At 71.6% G+C, this 18,149-nt stretch carries 11 protein-coding genes; 7 read left to right on the top strand and 4 right to left on the bottom strand.

The annotated features are described in order from the left end of the window. Positions 1–146: 146 nt before the first annotated feature. Positions 147–1,619: a DEAD/DEAH box helicase gene (locus KBX50_RS06430; RefSeq protein WP_210935442.1), complete on the bottom strand. Its 1,473-nt coding sequence runs from the start codon at positions 1,617–1,619 to the stop codon at positions 147–149. A 164-nt stretch (positions 1,620–1,783) separates the two neighbouring features. After that, entirely contained in the window at positions 1,784–2,005 is a 222-nt protein-coding gene (locus tag KBX50_RS06425) for a hypothetical protein (protein WP_099851929.1), read from the bottom strand. 303 nt (positions 2,006–2,308) lie between these two features. Between KBX50_RS06425 and KBX50_RS06420 the strand changes: the two genes are divergently transcribed. Then, positions 2,309–7,822 carry a biotin carboxylase N-terminal domain-containing protein gene (locus tag KBX50_RS06420; protein ID WP_210935440.1) on the top strand — a complete coding sequence of 1,838 codons (5,514 nt, stop codon included), beginning with the start codon at positions 2,309–2,311 and terminating at the stop codon, positions 7,820–7,822. 58 nt (positions 7,823–7,880) lie between these two features. Then, a complete protein-coding gene (locus KBX50_RS06415; protein WP_307870862.1) occupies positions 7,881–8,351 on the top strand; it encodes an SRPBCC family protein in 471 nt (156 codons plus the stop codon). 57 nt (positions 8,352–8,408) lie between these two features. Here the strand turns inward: KBX50_RS06415 and KBX50_RS06410 are convergent, their stop codons facing one another. Next, entirely contained in the window at positions 8,409–9,770 is a 1,362-nt protein-coding gene (locus KBX50_RS06410) for a hypothetical protein (protein ID WP_210935436.1), read from the bottom strand. Then, a complete protein-coding gene (locus tag KBX50_RS06405; RefSeq protein WP_307870861.1) occupies positions 9,760–10,356 on the bottom strand; it encodes a SigE family RNA polymerase sigma factor in 597 nt (198 codons plus the stop codon). Before KBX50_RS06405 ends, KBX50_RS06410 begins: the two co-directional genes overlap by 11 nt. Before the next feature lie 145 nt (positions 10,357–10,501). Here KBX50_RS06405 and KBX50_RS06400 point away from each other — a divergent pair, with 145 nt between their 5' ends. The 5 genes from KBX50_RS06400 (at position 10,502) to KBX50_RS06380 (ending at position 18,109) form a co-directional block, all read left to right on the top strand. Further along, positions 10,502–11,569 (top strand): DUF2855 family protein, encoded by a 1,068-nt coding sequence (locus KBX50_RS06400; RefSeq protein WP_210935434.1) that lies wholly within the window; start codon positions 10,502–10,504, stop codon positions 11,567–11,569. Between the two features lie 61 nt (positions 11,570–11,630). Continuing rightward, entirely contained in the window at positions 11,631–12,527 is an 897-nt protein-coding gene (locus KBX50_RS06395) for a bile acid:sodium symporter family protein (protein ID WP_210935433.1), read from the top strand. 175 nt (positions 12,528–12,702) lie between these two features. Further along, positions 12,703–14,079 (top strand): NAD(P)/FAD-dependent oxidoreductase, encoded by a 1,377-nt coding sequence (locus KBX50_RS06390; protein WP_210935432.1) that lies wholly within the window; start codon positions 12,703–12,705, stop codon positions 14,077–14,079. A 123-nt stretch (positions 14,080–14,202) separates the two neighbouring features. Beyond that, on the top strand, positions 14,203–14,553 hold the full coding sequence (locus KBX50_RS06385; RefSeq protein WP_210935430.1) for a hypothetical protein: 351 nt from the start codon (positions 14,203–14,205) through the stop codon (positions 14,551–14,553). 7 nt (positions 14,554–14,560) lie between these two features. After that, the gene (locus tag KBX50_RS06380; protein WP_210935428.1) at positions 14,561–18,109 is read left to right on the top strand and encodes a tetratricopeptide repeat protein; all 3,549 of its coding nucleotides are present in this window, start codon (positions 14,561–14,563) and stop codon (positions 18,107–18,109) included. Positions 18,110–18,149 lie beyond the last annotated feature (40 nt).

Raw genomic sequence — 18,149 nt, 5'->3', positions numbered from 1 at the left:
TCTCCCACCACCAATACCTAGAACTATGAGGCATAGTAGTTCTAGGTATTCGGGTGGCGCAAGAAAAGCCCGCCGGCGCTGCCGGCGGGCTTTCGCAAGCGTTGTTCAGGGTTGTCGGCCGGGGCGTACCGGACGGGCTGTGTCGCTCAGCGACCGCCGCCACGTCCACCGGGCCGGGCCCGGGCGGAGAAGGCCGCCGCACCCGACCGGGCAACGCCGGAGCGCGCCGAGGCGGCCGAGGCGGACCGCCCGGAACCGGCCGGAACGGGCCGCCCCGAGTTGGCTGAAGCGGACCGGGTCGAGCTGGCCTGGGCGGACTTGCCGCCGCGCCGGTTGCGGCCGGCGGAGGCGGGTGACGCCTCCCGACGGGCGGCCGTTGGCCGGGCAGCCGGCGCGGCCGGCGCGACCGCCAGTGTCCGTTCCCCTGGCGCGAGTTCGCGCAGCAGCGCGTCCCCTGGGCGCAGTCGAGTGGTGGTCGCCGCGATGCCCGCCTTGCGGGTCAGCTCCCGTACCTCCGGGGCCTGCGTGTCGGTCATCAGGGTCACCACGGTCCCGGCCGCGCCGGCCCGGGCCGTACGCCCCGAGCGGTGCAGGTACGCCTTGTGCTCCACGGGTGGATCGGCGTGCACCACGAGGGCCACGTCGTCGACGTGGATGCCCCGGGCCGCGATGTCGGTGGCCACCAGTGTCCGCACCGTACCGTCGGAGAACGCCTTGAGGTTCCTGGTACGGGCGCCCTGAGCCAGATTGCCGTGCAGCTCCACCGCGGCCACCCCGGCCGCGACCAGCCGGCGGGTGAGGGTCTTGGCACCCCGCTTGGTGCGGGTGAACACCACCGTCCGTCCCGGCGCGGCGGTCAGGTCGACCAAGACGGCGAACCGGTCCTCGGCGTGCACGTGCAGCACGTGGTGCGTCATCGCGGCGACCGGCGATTTGGTCGAGTCGACGCTGTGCACCACCGGATCGGTGAGGAAACGCCGGACGAGCACATCGACGCCGGAGTCCAGGGTGGCGGAGAAGAGCAGCCGTTGCCCGGTGCGCGGGGTCAGCTCCAGCAGTCGGCGTACCGTCGGCAGGAACCCCAGGTCGGCCATGTGATCGGCCTCGTCGAGCACGCTGATCTCGACGGCGTCCAGGTGGGCGTGTCCGGCCTGTACGTGGTCGGCGAGCCGACCCGGGCAGGCCACCAGGACGTCGACCCCGGCGCGCAACCCGGTGATCTGCGGCCGAGCGGCGACACCGCCGAAGACGGTCATCGTCCGCAGCGACAGTGCCTGGGCCAGCGGCGCCATCACGCTGTCGATCTGGGTGGCCAGCTCCCGGGTGGGCGCGAGGATGAGCGCCCGGGGGCGTCCGGGCCGGCGCGGCGCGGCGGTGGCGGCGAGCCGGGTGAGCACGGCCAGGACGAAGGCGTACGTCTTGCCCGAACCGGTGCGGCCCCGACCGAGCACGTCGCGACCGGCGAGGGCGTCGGGCAGAGTCGCGGCCTGGATCGGGAACGGCCGGTCCACCCCGGTCGCGGCCAGCACGCGGGTAAGTGCGGCGGGCACGCCCAGCTCGGCGAAGGTCGGGACGGTGGGCGGGGTGGTCTGCTGTTGCTGCGGGCGGCGTGCCGCCATGAAGGCTCCGAACGTAGAAGGGGATGTCCCGCCCCGGCGCAGTGGTGCCGGCCGTGGCCTGGCGCGTCGAAGGCGCGGGGCTCGGGACATCGAATCGGACCCGCGGTCAGGCGGGTCGCACGATCAGCCTACCCGACCGGTGGCGGGCAGGCTGCCGGTGAGGTTCAGGAGGGTGCCACGACCCGCCAGCGGCTCTGACCGCCCATCCACGCGCCGGCCAGGATCTCCGCCGACTTGCGGCCGGGGCAGGGGTAGATCTTCGAGCGGCCGGTGCCGCCGCCGGCCCGGGCCTCGACCTCCCACGACTCGCCGTCGGTACGGATGTAGACGTCGCGACGTCCGCGCGGGGTGTGGTCGCCGTTCCACCAGTGACGCTCAACTCTCACCCGCTGACCGTATAGCACCAGGTCCGGCAGGGAAACGTTAATGATCTTGAGAGATGTCACCGCCACGCAGGGTGTTTGTCGCCTCGACTGGACGTGGTCGTCCGAGGCCCGTTCGGGGTGACCCGGGCCACCCGCAACCGGCGTCGGAGGGCGGCGTTGGTGGTTTTCCACAAAATCCGTTGTCCGGAGGTGGCAGTTCCCACGTCTTCCTTACCCGCCGGTAGCCACGAAGGTTGGTTCAACGGGACCCCCTGTCCGAGGGAGAGTCCCTCCTGTCAGGGACGATCTTCGGAGGCCCGCTCGGTGTTCAGCCGCATCGCCATCGTCAACCGGGGAGAGGCCGCCATGCGGCTGATCCACGCTGTTCGCGAGCTCAACGCCGAGACCGACGCCCCGCCGATCGAGACCGTCGCGCTCTACACCGAGGCGGAGCGTTCGGCCACCTTCGTACGCGAGGCCGACCACAGCTACTGCCTCGGACCCGCGTCGGCGCGACCCTACCTGGACCACCGGATCCTCGAACGGGCGCTGCACGACACCGGTGCCGACGCGGCCTGGGTGGGCTGGGGCTTCGTGGCCGAGGATCCGGCCTTCGCCGAGCTGTGCGAGAAGAACGGCGTCACCTTCATCGGCCCGAGCCCGGAGGCGATGCGCAAGCTCGGCGACAAGATCGGCGCGAAGCTGATCGCCGAGGAGGTCGGCGTCCCGGTGGCGCCGTGGAGTCGTGGCGCGGTGGAGAGCCTCGACGCGGCCCAGCGGGCCGCGGTCGAGATCGGCTACCCGCTGATGCTCAAGGCCACTGCGGGCGGGGGTGGCCGGGGCATCCGGGTGGTGCGTAGCGACACCGAACTTGCCGAGGCGTACGAGCGCACGAGCCTTGAGGCCCAACGCGCCTTCGGCAGCGGTGTGGTCTTCCTGGAACGGCTGGTCACCGGTGCGCGGCACGTCGAGGTTCAGGTGATCGCCGACGGCCAGGGCACCGCGTGGGCGCTGGGCGTACGGGACTGCTCGGTGCAGCGGCGCAACCAGAAGGTGATCGAGGAGTCCGCCTCGCCGGTGCTCTCCACCGAGCAGACTCGCGAGCTGAAGGAGGCGGCCGAGCGGCTCGCGCTGGCCGTGGACTACCGCGGTGCGGGCACTGTGGAGTTCCTCTACCACCCGGGTGACCGGATGTTCGCCTTCCTGGAGGTCAACACCCGGTTGCAGGTGGAGCACCCGATCACCGAGGCCACCACCGACTTCGACCTGGTCAAGGCGCAGATCCAGGTGGCCGCCGGTGGCCGGCTCGGCGACCGGATCCCGACCGAGGCGGGGCACGCCGTCGAAGCCCGACTCAACGCCGAGGACCCCGACCGGGACTTCGCGCCGTCGCCCGGCCGGATCGTGCGACTGGTGCTGCCCAGTGGGCCCGGCGTGCGGGTGGACACCGGGGTCAGCGAGGGTGACGTGATCCCCGCCGACTTCGACTCGATGATCGCGAAGATCATCGCGTACGGTCGCAGCCGCGACGAGGCGCTGAGCCGGCTGCGTCGCGCGGTCGCCGAGACCACGGTGATCATCGAGGGCGGTGCGAGCAACAAGAGCTTCCTCCTCGACCTGCTGGACCAGCCCGAGGTCATCGACGCCAGCGCCGACACCGGCTGGATCGACCGGGTCCGCGCGCAGGGCCGCCTGGTCTCCACCCGGCACTCCGGCGTCGCGCTGGCCGCCGCCGCCATCGAGGCGTACGAGGACGAGGCGCACGTCGAGCGGCAGCGGTTGCTCTCCACCGCGCACGGCGGCCGTCCCCAGGTCCAGCACGTCAGCGGCCGGCCGATCGACCTGAAGCTGCGCGGCGCGACCTACCGGGTCTCCGTCGCGCAGACCGGCCCGCACCGGTTCCGGGTCGGCGTCGGTGACACCTCGACGGTGGACGTCGAGCTGGAGCGCTTCGACGAGCACAGTGGACGGATCCTGGTCAACGGCCGACGGTTCCGGCTGGTCACCGACACGCACGGGCCCATCCACCTGGTCGAGGTGGACGGCATCACGCACCGGGTCAGCCGGGACGAGGGCGGCGTGCTGCGCTCCCTGTCACCCGCGCTGGTCGTCGCGACCCCGCTCGCCGTGGGCGACGAGGTCGAGGCCGGCGCGCCGGTGCTGGTCCTGGAGAGCATGAAGATGGAGACCGTGCTGCGTGCCCCGTTCGCGGCGAAGGTGCGCGAGTGCCTGGTCTCCGTCGGCAGTCAGGTGGAGACCGGCGCACCGCTGTTGCGCCTGGAACCGCTCGGTGACGGTGCCGCGAGCGAGGCCACCGAGTCCACGGCCGTCGACCTGGAGCTGCCGTCCGAGCCCACCGGGCTGTCCGCCGGGGACCGCGTGGCACGCGGCATCGCCGAGCTGCGCAGCCTGCTGCTCGGCTACGACCTGGATCCGCGTGACGAACGCCGAGCCCTCGCCGCGTACCTGGCAGCCCGCGCCGAGCTGCCGCACCGGCCGCTGGAGGAGGAGGTCGAGCTGCTCCAGGTCTTCGCCGACCTGTCCGAGCTGAGCCGCAACCGTCCGGCCGGCGAGGAGACCAAGGCCGACACCCGGGTGCACAGCCCGCGCGAGTACTTCCACAGCTACCTCCAGTTCCTCGACGTCGAACGGGCGGCGCTGCCGGAGACGTTCCGCCAGCGTCTCGCCCGGGTGCTCGCCCACTACGGCGTCGAGGACTTCGAACGGACGCCGGAACTGGAGGAGGCCGTCTTCCGGATCTTCCTGGCCCAGCAGCGGGCGGCGGCCGACGTGAAGGTGATCGTCACCTTCCTGCAACGGTGGCTGACCGAGCCGCCGCCGGCCGAAAGCCTGCGCGAGCTGGTCGGTCAGGCGTTGGAGCACCTGATCTTCGCCACCCAGCGCCGTTTCCCGGTGGTCGGCGACCTCGCCCGCAGCGTGGTGTTCCGTTGGGCGGCGCAGCCGATGCTGCGACGCAAGCGGGCCGAGGTGTACGCCGACGTCCGCGGCAACCTGCGTTATCTCGACCGCAACCCCGACGCGGCGGACCGGGCGGAGCGGATCGCGACGATGGTCGCCTCGCCCGAGCCGCTGGTCCGGCTGCTCGCCCAGCGCATCGGCCGGCCGGGCGTCGACCACGGCCCGATGCTCGAAGTGCTCAGCCGCCGCTACTACGGCAGCCGTGGCGCGAGCGACGCCCGAGCCGTCGAGGTGACCGGGCAGTCGTTCTTCACCGCCGGGTACGACCGGGACGGCGAACGCTTCCGCCTGGTTGCCGCGGCCACGGACTTCGCCGGCCTGTCGGCGACCCTGACCAAGGTCGCCGCGCTGGTCGGAGCGGGTGGCGACGATGCCGGCTCGGCGTCGCCGGTGCCCGGCCAGGGTGCCGCGCCGTCGGTCGCCGACGTGTACCTGACCTGGGCCGAGCAGCCCGACGCGGAGGCGATGGCCACGACCCTGCGGGAGGTGCTCGACCAGGCCGGCCTGCTGAACGTGCTCCAGCGGGTGACGATCTCGGTGGCCGGGCGCAACGGCGCCGAGATGCACCATCACTTCACCTTCCGGCCCGATCTCGGTGAGGACCGGGTGATCCGGGGCCTGCACCCGCTGATCGCCCAGCGTCTGCAACTGCCCCGGCTACGCCACTTCGACCTGACCCGGCTGCCCTCGGCCGACGAGGAGGTGTACCTCTTCCACTGCGTCGCGCCGGACAATCCGGCCGACGAGCGGCTGGCCGCGATGGCCCAGGTACGCGACCTCACCCCGCTGCGCGACACCGACGGCCGGATCCTCGCGCTGCCCGCGGTCGAGGGCGCGCTCGACGCCTGTCTCGACGCGATCCGCAAGGTACAGGCGCAGCGCCCGGCGAAGAAGCGGTTCGACACCAACCGGATCACCCTCTTCGTCTGGCCGCCGAACGACCTGAGCATCGAGGAGCTGAACACCGTCGCCCAGCGGGTGCTGCCGATCACGGCGGACGCCGGGCTGGAGGAGGTGCTGTTCCTCGGCCGCCAGCGGGACGAGGACACCGGCGAGCTGACCGACATCGCGGTGCAGATCTCCTACGACGAGGGCATGCGGATCTCCGTCACCGAGCCGACGGCGGAGCTGATTGAGCCGCTCGACGACTACCGGCAGAAGGTGCTGTCGGCTCGGCGGCGCGGCACGACCTACCCGTACGAACTGACCGAGATGTTGGCCGGCCGCAACGGCAGTTTCGTCGAGTACGACCTGACCGAGTCCGGCGAGCTGGTCCCGGTGCAGCGGCCGAAGGGGCACAACCGGGCGGGCATCGTCGTCGGGGTGGCGAGCACGCCCACCGAACGCTATCCGGAAGGTGTCACCCGGGTGGTGCTGCTCGGCGACCCGACCAGGGCGCTGGGCGCGCTGGCCGAGCCGGAGTGTGCGCGGGTGATCGCCGCGCTCGACCTGGCCGAGCGGATGCGCGTACCGGTCGACTGGTTCGCGCTGTCGGCCGGCGCGCGGATCTCGATGAGTTCGGGCACCGAGAACATGGACTGGGTGGCCGCCGCGCTCAAGCGGATCGTCGAGTTCACCCAGGCCGGTGGTGAGATCAACATCGTCGTCGCGGGCATCACCGTGGGCGCCCAGCCGTACTGGAACGCCGAGGCCACGATGCTCATGCACACCCGGGGCATCCTGGTGATGACGCCGGATTCGGCGATGGTGCTGACCGGCAAGCAGTCGCTGGACTTCTCCGGTGGGGTGTCCGCCGAGGACAACTTCGGCATCGGCGGCTACGACCGGGTGATGGGCCCCAACGGTCAGGCCCAGTACTGGGCGCCGAACCTGCGCGGTGCTCACCAGGTCCTGATGGCGTACCACGACCACGCCTACGTGGCGCCGGGCGAGAGCCGGCCACGTCGGGCGGTCACCACCGACCCGGTCGACCGCGACATCTCCGACTACCCGCACAGCGTGCCGGACAGCGACTTCACCACCGTCGGCGAGATCTTCTCCCGGGAGCGCAACCCCGACCGCAAGAAGGCCTTCGACATCCGTACGCTGATGCGGGCCCTGGCCGACCAGGATCATGCGGTCCTGGAACGCTGGGCGGGCATGGCCGACGCCGAGACGGCGGTCGTGCAGGACGTGCACCTCGGCGGCATCCCGGTGTGCCTGCTCGGCATCGAATCCCGCTCGGTGCCCCGGCGCGGATTCCCGCCCACCGACGGGCCGGACACCTACACCGCCGGCACGCTCTTCCCGCGCTCGTCGAAGAAGACGGCCCGAGCGATCAACGCGGCCAGCGGAAACCGGCCGCTGGTGGTGCTGGCCAACCTCTCCGGCTTCGACGGCTCGCCGGAGTCGATGCGACAGTTGCAGCTGGAGTACGGCGCGGAGATCGGCCGGGCGATCGTCAACTTCGACGGGCCGATCGTCTTCTGTGTGATCTCGCGGTACCACGGTGGCGCGTTCGTGGTCTTCTCCAAGGCGCTCAACCCGAACATGACGGTCCTCGCGGTGGAGGGTTCGTTCGCCTCCGTCATCGGCGGCGCGCCGGCTGCGGCGGTGGTGTTCGCCGGTGACGTGAACGCGCGTACGGCGAAGGATCCGCGGGTGGCAGATCTGGAGGCGCGCGTGGCGGCGGCGACCGGCGGGCAGCGGGCGGCGCTGGTGACGCAGCTGATGGACGTGCGCGCGTCGGTGCGGGCGGAGAAGCTGGCCGAGGTGGCCGCCGAGTTCGACGGCGTGCACAGCATCCAGCGTGCGGTCGAGGTCGGCTCGGTGGACGCCATCATCCGGCCCGAGGAGTTGCGTCCGCAGCTCATCGCGGCCGTCGAGCGCGGGCTGGCCAAGGCGGCCGAGCCGTCCTGACCTGTCGGGCACGCCGGCGGCGGAACATGGTCGCGTCGCCGGCGTGTCACCATGGTGCGTGCCCGAGGACCGGAAGCCGCCAATCGCGTTCGAGACCACCAGCACCGTCGCGGCCCCGCCCGACGTGGTGTACGCCCACCTGGCCGATCCGCGCAGCTACATCGGACTGTCGCCGCTGATCGTGGCGGTCGACGACGTGCGGCACGGTCACGACGCCGAGGGCCGCGCGACCGCCGACTACCTCGCCGTCGAGCGGTTCCGGCTGGTCGGGCCGTTGCGGTGGGACAACCGCATCCGGGTACGCATGGTCTCGACGCCGCCGCGCGGCCCGCTGGTCAGCGAGGTGCGCAGCCCGGGCTGGGTGTCCCTGCGCGCGGTGGTGGAGCTGACCCCGGTGCCGGAGGGCACCCGGGTCGACGAACGGGTCACCGCCCACGCGCCGGCACCGTTGCGGCGGTTCGTGGCCGGCCAGGCCCGGCAGGTCGCGGCGTACCGGGCAGCCGAACTGACCCGCCGCATGGCGGCATAGCGCACCCGGCCCGACTGCCGGCGCGCCCCCGAACCTGACGGGTTCGGGGGCGGCTCCTCACCAGGCCCAGACCGTCGGCTCGGCGAGCTGGTCGCTGTCGGTCCTGAGACGAGGCGTGGCAGCGGTGAGCAACGGCTGGTCCGCACTGTCGAAGACCTTTACCCCCGCGACCTTGCGATGGTCGATCTTGAAGACACCGATTCCGTCGTTCAGCGGTCCATCGGTCACCGTCGACCCCCGCGCGTCGACCAGCTCGGCGCGCGCTGCCGATTCCGGCCCGGCCACCAGCACACCGGCGGTCTCGCCCGGCAACGGCACGGCGACGAGGGCGGCGCTGCCGATGCCTGTCCGGTGGTCGGGCGGAACCGCTGGGTGCGATTGCGCAAGCGCGCGAGCGTCGGCCTTGAGTAGCGCGGCGCAACCGCCATCGAGCGAACAGGACCGGACCAGGACGGCTGCCGGCGCGTCGGGGACCCAGGTGGGCAACCGACCGGTCCAGAGCACCTCGGGCGTCGAGCCGACGAGTCCTTCGCCGTCGAGCACGTCGCGCAGCTCGCGGACGGCGGTTTTGCCGAGGTCGGTTTCCTGCGCCTCCTTGATCGTCAGGTTCGTCCGCACGCTGGCCTGGACGGCCGGGCCGGAGTACCGCACGGTCCCGTCGCAGGTGAACTGCCACCGTCCGGCCGGCTCACCCGCCTGCACCACGTAACCGTCGGTGTTGATCGGGGCCCAGGACCGGACGACGGAGCCGTCCGGCTGGAGCCGACCGGCGTTGGAGACCTCCACGCGGCAACCGGCCGGTGCCAGGCCGACCGCGAGATCGGCGACGTGGTCGTCGCCCGTAGGGGCGTACCGTCCGAAAAAGAGGTACGGGGTCAACTCCTGTGGCTCGTCCGGCGTCCCGGTCTGGTCGAGCAGTTCCGTCACGGACGCACCCTCCGGGCCGGTGCTCTGGCGAATCAGTGCGTGCGAGTCGTTCAGATAGGCCACCACCACAACGCGGGATGTGCCTGGCATGTCGTCGGCGAACAGCACCCGCACCTCGTCCAACGACGGATCGACGAGGAGGTCGGCGCGGGCGGCCCGGTACTCCCGTTCGATGGTGGCGATCAGCGCCGTGTCGCCGGCCAGACTGCCGCGCGTGGGTGAGTCGAGCAGCCGGCGCACCATCGGATCGTCGATCGGACTCGCCGGCTGGTACGCCGCCGTGGCCAGCGTGGACTCGTCGGTCCTCAGCAGGCTTGCAAGACCCACGGGCGGTATGGTCACCATGGCCAACACCAGGGCGGCCACACCCGTCAACGCCGCCTGTCGCCGCCGGCGTCGCCGTACGCGACGGAGCAACCGCTGGTACGGGTCGGGCTCGGGCACCACCGGTTCGGCGAGCCGGGCCAGCGCCTGCCTGATCTCATCGGCCATCGCTCGGGTCCCTCCTGTTCGACGCGTCCGGTACCGCGGCCAGCGAAGCCTTGTCGACGTCCGGTCGCGGTGCCGGTCGTGCCGGCGTCACCGGCCGGGGCGATGCTGCCGGCAGCACCTTCCGTAGCCGGGCGAGTGCCCGCGAGGACTGACTCTTCACAGTGCCGACCGAGCATCCGAGCGCCTCGGCGACCTGGCTCTCGGAGAGGTCCTCCCAGTAGCGCAGCACCAGCACCGCGCGCATCCGGGGTGGCAGGTCATGCAACGCGGCGAGCATCTCGTCGCGGACCACGACATCCTGGGCGATGTCCCGGCCGGGTTCGCTCTGGGGCCGCCAGGAATCCGTGACACCGGCGAGAAACTCCCGGGAACCGAACCGCCGCCAGATCTTGGTCCGCTCGTTGACCATGATCCGCCGGACGTACGCCATCGGTTCGTCCACCTGCCGCCACCGGCCCATCGCCCGCATCAGCGCGATCTGCACCAGATCCTCGGCCGCGTGCCGGGACCCGGTCAGCAGGTACGCGGTCCGGATCAGGTCCGCGTACCGGATCTCGACGAACTCGCGGAAGCCGTCATCGGTCACCTGTGCCCTCCAGCCCTGCCTGGGCATCGTCCATGACAGGAAGACCCCGGGCCGCCAGGAAAGGTTGTGCGGTGTCGACGCGGAGTGGGATTTTGCACTAGCAGTGCATCTTGTTTCGATGGCTCTGACTGCCTAGCGTCTCAGCATGGCTGCTTCCTGGACGTTCGCCGTGGCCCGTGCCGAGCTGAGTCGCACCACCTTGGTGGAGTGGGCCGTGCCGGAGCTGTCCGACGGCGAGGCGCTGTTGCGCGTGGACCGCGTCGGGCTGACCGCCAACAACGTCACCTACGCGGTGCTCGGCGAGTCGATGCGGTACTGGGAGTTCTTCCCGCCCGGCCGGCACGGGCTGGGCGGGCAGTGGGGGCTGCCGCCGTTGTGGGGCTTCGCCGAGGTGGTCGCCTCGACCGTCGCCGAGGTCGAGGTGGGGCAGCGGGTGTACGGCTACCTTCCACCGGCCGGGCACCTGGTGGTGCGGCCGTCGAGGGTGGACGCGACCGGGTTCCGGGACGCCAGCGTGCACCGGGCGGAGCTGCCCTCGCCGTACAACGGGTACCGCTCGACCGTCGGTGACCCGGCGTACCGGACCGACCAGGAGGATCTGCTGATCCTGTTCCGGCCGCTCTTCTTCACCTCGTTCATGCTGGCCGACCAGATCGTCGACAACGACTGCTACGGCGCGACGTCGCTGGTCTTCTCGTCGGCATCCAGCAAGACCGCGTACGCCGCCGCAGTCGAACTGCGCGGGCGCGGCCCGCGCCTGGTCGGGCTCACCTCGCCCGGCAACCTCGCGTTCACCCGGTCGCTCGGCTGCTACGACGAGGTGCTGCCGTACGACGGGATCGCCGCGCTCGACCCGGTGCCGACCGCCTACCTCGACCTGTCCGGTGCGCCCGCGACCCGGGCCGCCCTGCGGCGGCGCCTCGGTGACCGGCTGGTCCGCGACATCGCGGTCGGCCTGACCAACCAGATTCCGAACGCCGACGCCGCCGGAGAGGTCTTCTTCGCCCCGGTGCAGATGCGCAAACGCCGCCTGGACTGGGGTCGCGACGGGCTCGACCAGCGGTTCGCCGACGCCTGGCGGCGCTTCGCGGAGGTGGCCGGCGGATGGCTCGAGGTCCAGCTCGGCACCGGCCCGGCCGCGCTGGAGCGGGCCTGGCTCGACGTGCTCGCGGGCGTCACCCCGCCACGGGTGGGGCGCGTCGTCCAGTTCTGACGGCTACCCCGGCCACATGGAGGATTGCCAGTTCGTTACCCGGTGGTAACGATGTCGTGTCATGGACTCCGCCCTGACCTTGATCGGACTACCCGTCGCCCTCGGCATCATCATGCTCGGTCTGGGTCTCGGCCTGACCACCGGCGACTTCCGCCGGGTGGCCCGGCACCCGAAGGCCGCCGTCATCGCCCTGGTGTGCCAGGTGCTGCTGCTACCGGCGCTCTGCTTCGGCCTGGTGCTCGCCTTCGACCTGCCGCCCGAACTTGGCGTCGGGATGATGCTGTTGGCCGCCTCGCCGGGCGGCACCACGGCCAACCTCTACAGCCACCTCTTCGGCGGTCACGTGGCCCTGAACATCACCCTGACCGCCATCAACTCGGTGCTGGCGGTCTTCACCCTGCCGATCGTGGTCAACCTGTCGGCGGCGTACCTCCTCGGCGACGCGCGGAGCATCGGGCTTCAGTTCGACAAGGTGCTCCAGGTGTTCGCGATCGTGCTGATCCCGGTCGCCCTCGGGATGCTGATCCGGGCGCGGTCGGCCCGGGTCGCGCAGCGGTTGGACCGCCCGGTACGGGTGCTGTCGGTGGTGGTCCTGGTCGCGGTGATCGCCGGCGCGGTGCTCGGCGAGCGGGACAACCTCGCCGACTACTTCGTCTCCGTCGGGCTGGCCGTGCTGGCGTTCAACCTGCTCAGTCTCGGCATCGGGTACGGGGTGCCGAGGCTGGCCGGGGTCGAGCGCAGCGCCGCCAAGGCGGCCGGGTTCGAGATCGGCATCCACAACAGCACCCTGGCCATCACCATCGCGCTCAGCCCGGCGTTGCTCGACAACGCGCAGATGGCGATTCCCGGCGCCGTTTACGGCATCGTCATGTTCTTCACGGCCGCCGCCTTCGGGTACCTGGTCAACCGGGTCGGTGCCGGCCAGGAGTCGGCGCCGGACGGTGCCGTGCGGAGCTGAGGCATCCGGAGACAGAGGTGGCCGGGAGCCGGGACGAATCATCGTTGGCGTTCCCTCCCTGTGCAACGATCGTTGGGCGTCATGCCGACCGCCCGGCTCCGTCGGTCTGCCCCAGCATCGGTCACTGGCCGGCAGGCGGAAAGGCGCCACACCTCGTACCCCTTTGGAGAGCACGATGTCCCTCTCTCCGGCTCGGGTCCTCGCCGCGCTGAACGCGGTGCGACCGCCCGACCAGGCGTCCCCTGTCATGGGCAAGGCGGTGGTGATCGGCGGCAGCATCGCCGGCATGCTGGCCGCCCGGGTGCTCTCCGACTACGCCGAGAGCGTGGTGGTCATCGACCGCGACGACCTACAGGCGACCGGTGGACGACCGGGCGTACCACAGGGGACTCAACTGCACGCCCTGCTGCCCGGTGGCTTCCTCCAGTTGGAGCAGCTGTTCCCCGGGTTCCGGGAACAGGCCCTGGCGCAGGGGGCGATCGAGGCTCCGCCGGCGGCCCGGCGGAACTACCTGGACGGCCGGCTGAAGGTCGTCGTACCGGACGACGCCGACAGCCTGGCCGGCAGCCGGCCGCTGCTGGAGTCGTTGATCCGGCAGCAGGTGCTGCGACTGCCCAACGTCAAGACGATCGCCGCCCGGGCCACCGGGCTGGTGTTCGACGGCCCGGTGACCAGCGGCGTCCGGTGCGACGTCGGCGGCTCGCCCGGTGTCGAGCACGCCGACCTGGTGGTGGACGCCATGGGGCGGTCCAGCCGGCTCTCCGACTGGCTGGCGGAGGCCGGGTGGGAGCGGCCGGCGCTGCGGCGGATGACTGTGCACCTCAACTACGCGACCGCCCTGTTCCGACGCGACGAGGCGGAGCCCGAGCACACGGTGGTGCTGGCGCTGCACAGCCCGACGACGTCCGTGGACGTCGCCGGTGCCGCGTTCTTCGCGATCGAGGACGGTCGGTGGATGGCGATGATGGCCGGTTACGGGGAGCACCGTCCCGGCCGTACCGCCGAGGACTTCGTCCGACGGCTGCGCGAGCAGTTCCCGCCGGAGTTCGCGATGGTCGCGGACAGCGAGGTCCTCGGCGACGTGCAGACCTACCGGCACGCCGACAGCCGGCGTCGGGACTTCCACGCGGTGACCCGGCTGCCGGGCGGGCTGGTCAGCGTCGGTGACGCGGTCGCCTCGTTCAACCCGGTGTACGGGCAGGGCATCACCGCCGCCGCGCTGCACGCGGCCTGCCTGGCGCACTACCTGCGGCCCGGTCCGGACCTGGGTCTGCCGGCCCACCACTTCTTCGCGCTTCAGAAGATCGTGGTCGACGCCGCCTGGTCGATCTCGACCTCGGCCGACCTGGCGTTGCCGCACGTCGACGGCCCCTATCCACGCGGCTACCGACTCTCCAGCTGGGTGAGCCGCCAGATCGTCGCGGCGACCGTCACCGACGTGGCCACCGCCCGGCGGTTCAACGACGTCGTCTCGATGCGCAAGCACCCGAGTTCGCTTGTCACACCGAAGGTGATCCTCGGCGCCCTGCGTGCCAACCGGCGCGCCCGCTGACGCCCGCCGCGCGGCACCTGCCGCTCGTACGCGATGGTGCGGGACGGCCGGTAGCGACACCACCGTGGGGTGCCACCATCGACGACACTTGGGGCCGTGGACCAGAGCAGAGGAGCACCCGACATGACCGAGGTACCCGCCGCTGTGGAGCGAGCCGCGCTGGCCGCTGTCGACCGGATCGGCGGTGACGAGCGGCTGCGTGCCGATGTGCTCGCCGAGTTGTACGCCCCGGACCGCAACTCGGACCGGTACGTGGACGTGGTGGCCGTGGCGTCGCTGATCGTGGCGGTGGCGACGCTCGGGTGGACCATCTACCAGGACCGACGCGCCAACAGGAGCAGCGCCGAGCGGGAGGTCGTCGCGCGACAGATCCGGGTCGCGCTGTCGGAGAAGGGTGGGGTGCCCGCCCAGCAACGAGATCTGGTTATCGAGGTGGTGGTCGACCAGATCATCGCCGAGGGCGGGAATCGGTGACCCACCGGTGCGAGTCAGTTTTCCCGAGCCGCACCGGGCCGTGGTGTCACCCGCGGTCGGGGATCTCGTACTCCTCGACGACGAATGCCTCGGCGATCTGCGGTGGTATCTGGAGGACTTCCTGCGCGCCCCGTTCGGAGCGTACGTCGAGCGCGGCGAGCGGGTCGCCGCCCGACTGACCGAGTGGGGCCGGTCGATGTTCACGGCGATCTTCGGTGCCACAGCCGAGGAGTACGAACTGCTGCGCTCCTCGCCGACACCGGAGGTCGTCTTCCGATCTGACCGCCCCGACTGGCTGGGGCTGCCGTGGGAACTCCTCGCCGACCCGACCCGACCGACACCGCTGGCCCTGGACGGCGTACGCATCACCCGGATGTTGGCGTCCGGTGAGCAGGCTGCGGCGTTCGCGGTCGCCGACGAGCGACCACGGGTTCTCATGGTCATCTCTCGCCCGGACGGTGAGCGGGACGTGGCGTTCCGCAGCATCGCCCGCCCGATGCTGGCCGCCGTCGACCACCGCGCCGAGGTGGTCGTGCTGCGGCCACCGACGTTGGAACGCCTGGCGGAGACGCTGATCGGGGCACGGGCGGCGGGTAGACCGTTCCACATCGTTCATCTGGACTGCCACGGCGAGCTGGCCGAGGAGGCGGTGCTGCTGCTGGAGCAGCCGGGGGTGGGGGCAGAGCGGGTCCGGGCCGCGCAGCTGGCCCGGGTACTCGCCGATGCCCAGGTTCCGGTCGTCGTGCTCAACGCCTGTCAGTCCGGTGCCATGGGGTCCACCGTGGAGGCGGCCGTCGCCACCCGGCTGGTCGCCGGTGGCGCCACAGCCGTCGTGGCGATGGCCTACACGGTGTACGCGGTCGCCGCCGCCGAGTTCATGACCGCCTTCTACCAGCGGTTGTTCTCGGGTGCCACGGTGGCCGAGGCGGTGGTGTCCGGCCGAGCCAGGATGGCGCGCCACCCGGAACGACCGAGCCCGGTCGGCCGGCGTCCGCTGGAGGACTGGCTGATCCCGGTGCACTACGCGCGGGCTGAGGTCCAGTTCCCGGACCGGCCGGGCCCGCCCGCGCCCGGGGCGGAGCAGCGCGCGCTCACCGCCGTCGGCACTTTCGTCGGGCGCGACCACGAGTTCCACCGGCTTGAGGCGTCCGCCGTCACCTGTCCGGTCATCCTGCTGCACGGGCCGGCCGGGGTGGGCAAGTCGGAGCTGGCCAAGGCGTTCGGCCGTTGGTGGCGGGACACCGGTGGTGTCCGGTCGCCCGAGCACGTGATCTGGTACTCCTTCGAACCCGGCGTGCCCACCTTCGGGGTGGCCGGTCTCGTCACCGAGATCGGCCTACAGGTCTTCGGCCCGGCCTTCGCGGTCGCCGAGGACCGGCGGCGACGAGCGATGGTCGAGCAACTTCTACGCCGTGAGCGCCTATTGATCATTTGGGACAACTTCGAGGCGGTCGGTGCCGACGACACCCGCGACGGCGATCGCGACCTGCGGGAACTCCAGGAGTTCCTGGCCGACCTCGGTCGCAGCGTGGTCCTGGTGACCAGCCGGACCGACGAGGCCAGGCTCGGCGAGGTGCGGCGGATCGAGCTGGGCGGTCTCGCGCCGGAGGAGAGCGCGGAGTACACCGACCGACTGCTGGCCCCCTACCCCGACGCCGCACGCAGGCGCAGCCAGCCGGCGTTCCGGCAACTGCTCGCCTGGCTCGACGGGCATCCGCTGACGATGCGTCTGGTGCTGCCGCATCTGGAGACCACCGACTCTGACGTCCTGCTGGCCGGGCTGCGCGGCATGGCGGAGCTGCCCCAGGGGTACGGGACCGGGCGTACCGGTTCGCTGACGGCCAGCCTCTCCTACTCCACCTCCCGGCTGCCGGCCCGCAGCCGCCGCCTGTTGACCGCGACGGCGCTGTTCCAGGGCGTCACCGACGCCGACGTCCTGGCGCTGCTGTCGGCCGACCCGAACGCTCCCGAGCGGTTCCGCGAGGTCACCGTCGACGGGTGGGTGGCGGTGCTCGACGAGGCGACCCGTGTCGGACTGCTCGTCGACAGCGGCTCGGGCACCTACCGGTTGCACCCGGCGCTGCCGGCGTACTTCCTGAACGAGTGGCGTGCCGCCGCCGACAGCTTCGAGGCCGAACTGGCCGACGCGCGCCGCGCGCTGGTCGACGCGATGGCGGCTCTGGCCACCTGGGGTTATGAACAGCTCCTGCGCGGGGAGCCGCTGTGGGGGCACGCGGTCGCCTACCTGCACCGGTCCAACCTCACGCAGGCGCTGCGCGGGGCGCTCGACGCCGGGATGTGGGCGCAGGCACTGCACCTCGGCCTGCTGATGAACGAGGAGTGGGGATGGAGCGGGCGGACCGACGAGGCCAACGGCTGGGCCGACCGGGTACGCCTCGCGGTGGAGGACGCCGACGGTGAACCGCCAAGGACCCCGGCGCAGGGCAGCGCCCTGTGGTTGTTCTTCGTCAGTGCCCAGCTGAACCGGTCCCCGCACGCCGACCCGGTGGCAGCGGAGGCCATGTACCACAAGGTCCACGACGTGCTGCTCGACCAGCCGGAGAGCAGCCAGCGCCAGCGGCAGTTGGCGGTCGTCGCCGGCCAGTTGGGTCAGTTGTGCATGCAGGCTGGGCGGCACGACGAGGCGCGGCGCTGGTTCGAGCAGGTGCTGGGCGTCGCGCAGGAACTCGGGTATCCGCACGGTGTGGCGAGCGTCCACCAGTGGTACGGCGACATCGCCGTGGCCAGGGGTAGGTGGGACGAGGCGGAGCAGTGGTACGAGAAGTCGATGTCCGGCAGCCGGGAGGCCGGCGACCAGCCCGGTGTGGCCACCTCCTGCCAGTCGCTGGGCAAGGTGGCGTGGATGCGGCAGGACTTCGACGCGGCGGAGCGGTGGTACCGGGAAGCGCTGGCGGTCCGGGAAGGGATGCACGACCAGCGGGGTACCGCGACGGTGCTGGTCGCTCTCGGCGAGGTCGCCCACTACCGGGGTGATTTCGACGCCGCCGAGCGTTGGTACAGCCAGGCGCTGGTGGCCCGGGAGAAGGCCGGCGACCTGTTGGGCGCGGCCTTCGTCTGCTACGAACTCGGTGCGCTCGCCCAACGGGCAGAGCGCTGGGACACCGCTGAGCAGTGGTACCAGCGGGCGATCCCGGCGGCCACCATGGCCGCGGACAGCAGCCAGCTCGGTCTGACCCATCACGCGCTGGGCACCCTGGCGGAGGCGCGGGAACGGTACGCGGCGGCTGAGGAGTGGTACCGCCGGGCGCTCGCCGATTTCACCCGCGTCGGCAACCGGATCGGCATTGCCTCATGCCACGGTTCGCTGGGCCTGCTCGCGGAGCGGCGGGGCGACCTGGCGTCGGCCCTGGAGTATGTGGTGCGCTGCGTGACCCAGTTCGACGACTTTCCCAACCCGGCCACCGGGCCGGCACCGGAGCACCTGCGTCGCCTTGTCGACCGGCTGGGGCTCGCCGCTCTCCAGGAGACCTGGCTCCGCGTCGCCGGAGTCGATCTGCCCGGGACCGTCCGCCACCAGGTGACCGCCGATGGCTGACGGCCCGCCGCACCGTTGACGGCTCACCGCCGGGCCCGTC

The sequence above is a fragment of the Micromonospora sp. C51 genome, assembly GCF_018070435.1.
GTDB lineage: Bacteria > Actinomycetota > Actinomycetes > Mycobacteriales > Micromonosporaceae > Micromonospora > Micromonospora sediminimaris.
Note: the sequence above shows the minus strand (reverse complement) of the source record. Positions and strands in the feature narration are given on the sequence as shown.

What these genes read in the sequence shown, in the direction of transcription:
- KBX50_RS06430 (WP_210935442.1), bottom strand. Translation starts at nt 1,619, where the DNA reads ATGGCGGCACGCCGCCCGCAGCAACAGCAGACCACCCCGCCCACCGTC.
- KBX50_RS06385 (WP_210935430.1), top strand. Translation starts at nt 14,203, where the DNA reads ATGACCGAGGTACCCGCCGCTGTGGAGCGAGCCGCGCTGGCCGCTGTC.
- KBX50_RS06390 (WP_210935432.1), top strand. Translation starts at nt 12,703, where the DNA reads ATGTCCCTCTCTCCGGCTCGGGTCCTCGCCGCGCTGAACGCGGTGCGA.
- KBX50_RS06410 (WP_210935436.1), bottom strand. Translation starts at nt 9,770, where the DNA reads ATGGCCGATGAGATCAGGCAGGCGCTGGCCCGGCTCGCCGAACCGGTG.
- KBX50_RS06400 (WP_210935434.1), top strand. Translation starts at nt 10,502, where the DNA reads ATGGCTGCTTCCTGGACGTTCGCCGTGGCCCGTGCCGAGCTGAGTCGC.
- KBX50_RS06395 (WP_210935433.1), top strand. Translation starts at nt 11,631, where the DNA reads ATGGACTCCGCCCTGACCTTGATCGGACTACCCGTCGCCCTCGGCATC.